The following is a 5,242-nucleotide window of genomic DNA, read 5'->3' as shown; positions in this document are numbered from 1 at the left end:
GGCGAAGCCGCTGTCGGCCACGAGTACGATCGGCCGCTCCGGCAGCCAGCGGCGTACCTGCAGGACCAGTTGCCGGCCCCAGTCGATGAGCGTGTTGTGCCGCCGGCCGCGCTCCCGGCAGTACCGCTCCGAGGGGACGAGCGCGGTCAGGAAGGGTAGCGCCCAGACCCGTCCCGCCCAGGGGATCGGCATCAGCAGCATCAGGCTCAGCCAGCGCAGACCGGAGGCCTTGACGAAGTGCCCGTGGCTGGAACGTACCGGGTCGCGGTAGATGCCCCTGGCGTTGATGCACCGCCCCCACCGGCGCTCGATCGGTCGTCGAGGCCGAGCAGCACCGCACCCTGCGGCGCGAAGCGCGCCACCAGCAGGCCCAGCAGAACCCGCCCGGCAGCGCGCCCGCTCCAGACGGCGCGGTCGAGCACCCGGTGGTAGTTCGTGAAACGCCGCTCCCGGCTCAGCCCCGCGATCCGCAGAATGCTCGCCACCGTCCGCTGCCCCGGCACCAGAAGCGCGCCGAGCAGCAGCACCTCGGCATGCCGCCAACCCCGTTGGCGCAGCAGCGGCACAAAGCATAGGATCACCGCGGCGAAGCAGGGCGGCAGGCGCAGCATGGCGGCGTCTCTTGGCGGGGACGCGCCACTCTGACCAGCCTCCCGTCTCGCCGCCTCACACCATGCCGCAAATGGCCAAAGCCAAGTCAGTCCGCCGTGATGTGGCCCTTCTGCACCACCTCGCGCCAGCGGGCGATCTCGGCGCGCTGGAAGGCGGCGAACTCCTCCGGCGTGTTCGCCACCACGTCGAAGCCCGTCTCGGCCATGCGGCTCACCGTCTCCGGGTGCCGCAGCGCCGCCACCGCCGCCTCGTGCACGCGCGCCTTCAGCGCCGGCGCCATGCTCGGCGGGCCGCCGAAGCCCTGCCAGGAGTAGACGACGAAGTCGGCAAGCCCGGCCTCGGCCGCCGTCGGCACGTCCGGCAGCAGCGGGCTGCGCGCCCCGGCGGTCACCAGCAGCGCCTTCACCCGCCCGTCGCGGATGTGCGGGGCGATGGAGCCGAGGTTCTGGAACGAGAACTGCACCGTGCCGCCGATCAGGTCGGTGGTGGCGGGGCTGCCGCCGGCATAGGGCACGTGCGCGGCCTCCGTGCCCGTGCGCTGCTTGAACATCTCGGCCGTCAGGTGGTCCGAGGAGCCGATGCCGGAGGAGGAGTAGGAGGCCTTGCCGGCCTGCGCCTTGAGCCAGGAGACGAAGCCCGGCAGGTCGTTCGCCGGCACTTGCGCCGGGTTCACCACCAGCACGTTGGGCGTGCGCACGGTCTGGGTGATGGCGGTCAGCTCGCGCACCGGGTCGTAGCCGAGGCGCGGCCGCAGCGCGACGTTGATCGCCCAGACGCTGATCGGCGCATGCAGCAGCGTGTAGCCGTCGGCGGGCGAGCGGATCACGCCGCGCGTGCCGACCTCGCCGGTGGCGCCGGGGCGGTTCTCCGCCACCACCGGCTTGCCGAGCGCCTGCTGCATGCGCAGCGCCATGGCACGCGCCACGATGTCGGAGGAGCTGCCGGGCGCGAAGGGCACGACGATGGTGACGGCGCGGGCGGGCCAGGCCTCCTGCGCGCGCGGCGCGGCGCGCGGCAGCAGGGTGCCGCCGAGGGTCGCGGCGGCCAGTCCGAGGGCTTGTCGGCGATGCATGGTTGTTTCCTCCCTGGAGATGTCGTTCCGGCACCGGCCGTCGCCTGCCCGGGCCGGCCGGCGGGCCTGCCGCATGGGCGGCCGGGGCGCCGGCCGGAGCCGCTGGCCGCGGCGCCCGGCCCCGGGGGCCGGCCGCGGCCGCGCCGGCTCACACCGGGTCGATCGGCGCGCCCCCGGCCAGCACGGCGGCGACGTTGTCGAGGGCGCGGAAGCCCATCGCGTTGCGCGTCTCCACCGTGGCGCTGGCCACGTGCGGCGTCAGGAAGGCGTTGGGCAGCGCCGCGAGGCGCGTGTCGAAGTCGGGCTCCTTGCGGAACACGTCGAGCCCGGCCGCGAACAGCCGGCCCGACTGCAGCGCCTCGATCAGCGCCTCCTCGTCCACCAGCGAGCCGCGCGCGGTGTTGACGAACACGGCGCCCGGCGGCAGCAGGGCGAAGGTCTCGCGCGTCATCAGCGTGCCGGCGGCACCGCCGGGCAGGTGCAGCGAGAGCACCTGGCTGCGCGGCAGCAGCGCCTCCAGAGTCGGTACGTACTCCGCGCCCTCCTCCAGCCCGGCCGGCAGGCGGTTGCGGTTCTGGTAGAGCACCTTCATGCCGAAGCCGCGGGCGCGGCGCGCGACGGCCCGGCCGATCCGCCCCATGCCGACGATGCCGAGGGTGCGGCCGCTCACCTGCAGGCCGAGCAGGTCCGGCATGCCGTAGCCCTTGCGCCAGCCCTCGCGCATCACGGCGGCGTACTCCGTGGCGCGGCGGCAGGCGTTGAGGATCAGCATGAAGGCGAGGTCGGCGGTGCAGTCGGTCAGCACGTCGGGGGCGTTGGTGACGATCACGCCGGCCGCCTTCGTCGCCGCCACGTCCATGTGGTCGTAGCCGACGCTGGTGTTGGCGACGACACGCAGGGTGGGCGGCAGCGCGGCGGCATGGGCGGCGGTCAGCCGCACCCTCGGGCCGGTGACCATGGCGACGGCGCCGGTCTCCGCCACGCGGCGCAGCGCCTCGTCGGCGTCGAGGTCGTGCTCGGCGAGGATGGCGTCGAATTCCCGCACCGCCCGCTCGGCCACGGCCGCGGGCACGCGGCGGGCGATCAGGACACGGGGCAGGTCCCGGGGCAGGTCCCGGGGGCGCGTCGGGGAGTCTTGCGTGCCGGTCATTCGCTGCTGCTCGCGATAAGGGGTTTCCCGGCCGGGCGAGGCGGTCGGGCGGGACGGTCGGGCAGGGCTCGGCGACCCGGGAGACGCGACCGGAAGACGCCGCCGCCAGGCGTGCCGGGGGGTCTTCGCCGGATCCGGGCACGACGGGCCGGGGCCGGCGGCGCGCACCGCCGGCCCCGGCCTCCCGTCAGTCGAGGCTGATACGGGCCTCGCGCGCCACCTTGCCCCAGCGCTCCGTCTCGCGGGCGACGAAGGCGCGGAACTCCTCCGGCGAGTTGCCGACCGGGGTGATGCCGAGCTCGGCGAAGCGCGCGGTGACGGAGGGCAGCGCCAGCGCCGCGCGCGCCTCGGCGTTCAGCCGGTTGATGATCTCGGGCGGGGTGCGGGCGGGGGCGAAGAAGCCGTGCCAGGAGAGGCTCTCGAAGCCCGGCACCGTCTCGGCGATCGCCGGCACGTCGGGCGCGGTCGGCGAACGCCGCAGCGAGGTGACGCCGAGGATGCGCAGCTTGCCCTCGCGCGCGAAGGGCCAGACGGAGGAGAAATTGTCGAACGCCATCGGCAGCTCGCCGCCGAGCAGCGCCGTGGTGATCTGGCCCGAGCCGCGATAGGGCACGTGCTCGATCTCGACGCCGGCGAGCTGCGAGAACAGCGTCCCCGCGAGGTGGACGGAGGTGCCGACGCCCGAGGAACCGTAATTCACCCGGCCCGGGTTGGCCTTCAGGTAGGCGATCAGCTCGGCGACGTTGCGCGCCGGGAAGCTCTCGCCCACCGCCAGCGCGTTGGGCTGCGAGGCGAGCTGCGTGATCGGCGCGAAGTCGCGCAGGTTGTTGTAGGGGATGCGCGGATAGATCGCCGGGTTGATGGCGTGGCTGCTGATCGTGCCGAGGCAGATCGTGTAGCCGTCCGCCGGCGCCCGCGCGCAGGTCTCGGAGCCGAGGTTGCCGCCGGCGCCGGGCCGGTTCTCCACCACGAAGGGCTGCCCCAGCGCCTTGCCCATCTCGATGCTGACCAGGCGCGCCACGGTGTCGGAGGTGCCGGCCGAGAAGGGCACGATCACCCGGATCGGCTGGTCCGGCCAGGCGCGCGGCTGCGCCAGGGCAGGGGCGGCGGCAAGGCCGGCCAGCAGGGCCAGGGCGGTGCCGAGAAGGCGGCGTCTCTTGGTTGGCGGCATGTCGGTTTCCTCCGTCGGTCCACGCATCGGCGCTTCCACCAAGCCGTAGCAACTGCTATAGCAGATTGCAAGGCGGCATTTCCCGCCCTCAGCCGGATGAGAGAGGAAACCCCCAGCATGATCCAGCCCGGCAGCGCGCTGCGCGCGGCCCTCAACGGCATCTCCGGCATCCTGGTCACGCCCTTCGACGCCCAGGACCGGCCCGTGCCCTACCGCCTCGCCCCCATCGTGGACCGCGCCGTGCGCGCGGGCGTGCACATCCTGGTCGCCAACGGCAACACCAGCGAGTTCTACGGCCTGACCACGGCCGAGGCGGAGGCGATGGTGCACGGCGCCGCCGAGGTGGTGGCCGGCCGCGTGCCGCTGGTGGCCGGCGTCGGCCGCGGCATCGGCGATGCCTGCGCCCTGGCCCGCGCCTCGCGCAAGGCCGGCGCGGCCGCCCTGATGGTGCACCAGCCGCCCGATCCGTTCGTGGCGCCGCGCGGCGTGGTCGCCTATGTCCGGCGCGTGGCCGAGGCCGCCGAGGGGCTGCCGATCGTGCTCTACCTGCGCAACGACGGCATCGGCCTCGACGCCATCGAGGCGCTCTGCAACATCCCCGAGGTGGTGGGCGTGAAGTGGGCCTCGCCGACGCCGCTGCGCCTCGGCGAGTGCATCCGCCGCACCGCCGGGCGCGACATCGCCTGGGTGGGCGGGCTGGCCGAGACCTGGGCGCCGCCGCTCTACGCCGTGGGCGCGCGTGGCTTCACCTCGGGCCTGATCAACGTCTGGCCGGAGCACTCCGTCGCGATCCACGCGGCGCTGGAGGCGGGCGACTACGGCCGCGCCGCCGCGCTGATCGAGACCATGGAGCCGTTCGAGGCGCTGCGCGCCGAGGAGGGCAACGGCACCAACGTCACCGTGGTCAAGGCCTCGCTGCAGCTCATGGGCGAGGATTGCGGCCCGACCCGCCCGCCCTCCGCCTGGCCGCTGACGCCGCGCGCCGACGCCGAGCTGCGCCGCAACCTCGCCGCCTGGGGCCTGACCCGTCACGCGGCCGCCGAGTAGCGACGCGCCGAGCCCCGGGGCCCGCGCGGGTCCCGCTCCCGCCGGCCGCGGCGGCCACGGGGGCCGGGAGCGTGGCGGAATCGTCCCGGATCACCCCCCGGACCCGCGCGCCGGGCCGGCGGGCGACCCTCGCCTGGGCGCGTGTGCCGCCGGCCACGGCGAACCGCAGTCCGGTTGGGACTGCGGTTCG

The 5,242-nt window shown here is 74.6% G+C and carries 6 protein-coding genes; 1 reads left to right on the top strand and 5 read right to left on the bottom strand.

Translation table 11 applies throughout. The features are described from left to right. The 5 genes from M0638_RS26565 to M0638_RS26545 all read right to left on the bottom strand — a co-directional run. On the bottom strand, positions 1-192 hold a 192-nt coding region (locus tag M0638_RS26565), incomplete at its 3' end, for a hypothetical protein (RefSeq protein WP_456316057.1). A 14-nt stretch (positions 193-206) separates the two neighbouring features. Continuing rightward, entirely contained in the window at positions 207-611 is a 405-nt protein-coding gene (locus M0638_RS26560) for a transposase (RefSeq protein ID WP_248669971.1), read from the bottom strand. Positions 612-697: 86 nt separating this feature from the next. Continuing rightward, complete coding sequence (locus M0638_RS26555; protein WP_248669970.1) at positions 698-1,684, bottom strand: Bug family tripartite tricarboxylate transporter substrate binding protein; 987 nt, start codon at positions 1,682-1,684, stop codon at positions 698-700. Positions 1,685-1,832: 148 nt separating this feature from the next. Next, complete coding sequence (locus M0638_RS26550; RefSeq protein ID WP_248669969.1) at positions 1,833-2,834, bottom strand: 2-hydroxyacid dehydrogenase; 1,002 nt, start codon at positions 2,832-2,834, stop codon at positions 1,833-1,835. Positions 2,835-3,021: 187 nt separating this feature from the next. Further along, positions 3,022-4,005: a Bug family tripartite tricarboxylate transporter substrate binding protein gene (locus M0638_RS26545; protein WP_248669968.1), complete on the bottom strand. Its 984-nt coding sequence runs from the start codon at positions 4,003-4,005 to the stop codon at positions 3,022-3,024. A gap of 117 nt (positions 4,006-4,122) precedes the next feature. Here M0638_RS26545 and M0638_RS26540 point away from each other — a divergent pair, with 117 nt between their 5' ends. Beyond that, positions 4,123-5,052 (top strand): dihydrodipicolinate synthase family protein, encoded by a 930-nt coding sequence (locus M0638_RS26540; RefSeq protein ID WP_248669967.1) that lies wholly within the window; start codon positions 4,123-4,125, stop codon positions 5,050-5,052. Positions 5,053-5,242 lie beyond the last annotated feature (190 nt).

It is taken from the genome of Roseomonas acroporae, from assembly GCF_023223525.1.
GTDB classification, from domain to species: Bacteria; Pseudomonadota; Alphaproteobacteria; order Acetobacterales; family Acetobacteraceae; genus Roseomonas_E; species Roseomonas_E acroporae.
Note: the sequence above shows the minus strand (reverse complement) of the source record. Positions and strands in the feature narration are given on the sequence as shown.